The following is a 604-nucleotide window of genomic DNA, read 5'->3' on the forward strand; positions in this document are numbered from 1 at the left end:
AGGTGTACGTGCCGGCGACGCGGCTGCGACACGTCACGAGATACGCGACGACCTGGGTGTCGTCGTTGGGGCTGCGGTGGACGCTGGCGACCGTGCCGATGTTTTTCCTCGCGTCCTGGTCGCCGGGCTCGGCCGGGCCGCCGTCGATGTCGCTCCACCACTCGATGCGATCACCGACCGCGAACACCTCGCCCATACCCGCGACTATCCCACCCCAGCCTCGCCGCGGGCGCGGGTGACAAGCTCGACCGATGCCCGTCGCGCCGCGCACCCGGATCCGGTTGAAGTCACGCGCCGGCCTCTCCGGCGGCGACCGGATCGGCTATGTCGCCCCCGCCGGGCACGCCGCGGTGGTGCGCACCGACTTCGACCACGCCTCCGGCGAACTCGTTCAGGTGTGGTCGAAAACCCCGCCGACCGGTGGGACGAACTGGGTGGTGGTGTGGTGGCCAGGAAACCGCTGGACGTGGGAGCAGGAATCGGATCTCGAATTCGTCGACACCAACCCAAATCCCACATAACCCCCACCTCCATACTCACAAATCCACTCAAATCATCACCCCCACAAACCCACTCACCCATTACCCTCACCACCACACTCCGA

At 66.7% G+C, this 604-nt stretch carries 2 protein-coding genes; one reads left to right on the forward strand and one right to left on the reverse strand.

The window, feature by feature from the left end; translation table 11 throughout:
- Positions 1-196: hypothetical protein (locus tag A5780_RS06960; protein WP_156769348.1), on the reverse strand; the 196-nt coding region annotated here is incomplete at its 3' end.
- A gap of 55 nt (positions 197-251) precedes the next feature.
- Between A5780_RS06960 and A5780_RS06965 the strand changes: the two genes are divergently transcribed.
- Positions 252-521 carry a hypothetical protein gene (locus A5780_RS06965; protein WP_064908040.1) on the forward strand — a complete coding sequence of 90 codons (270 nt, stop codon included), beginning with the start codon at positions 252-254 and terminating at the stop codon, positions 519-521.
- Positions 522-604 lie beyond the last annotated feature (83 nt).

Source organism: Nocardia sp. 852002-20019_SCH5090214 (genome assembly GCF_001665865.1).
Classification (GTDB): domain Bacteria; phylum Actinomycetota; class Actinomycetes; order Mycobacteriales; family Mycobacteriaceae; genus Nocardia; species Nocardia nova.

Coding starts and splice junctions, on each gene's coding strand:
- A5780_RS06965 (WP_064908040.1), top strand. CDS start 252: ATGCCCGTCGCGCCGCGCACCCGGATCCGGTTGAAGTCACGCGCCGGC.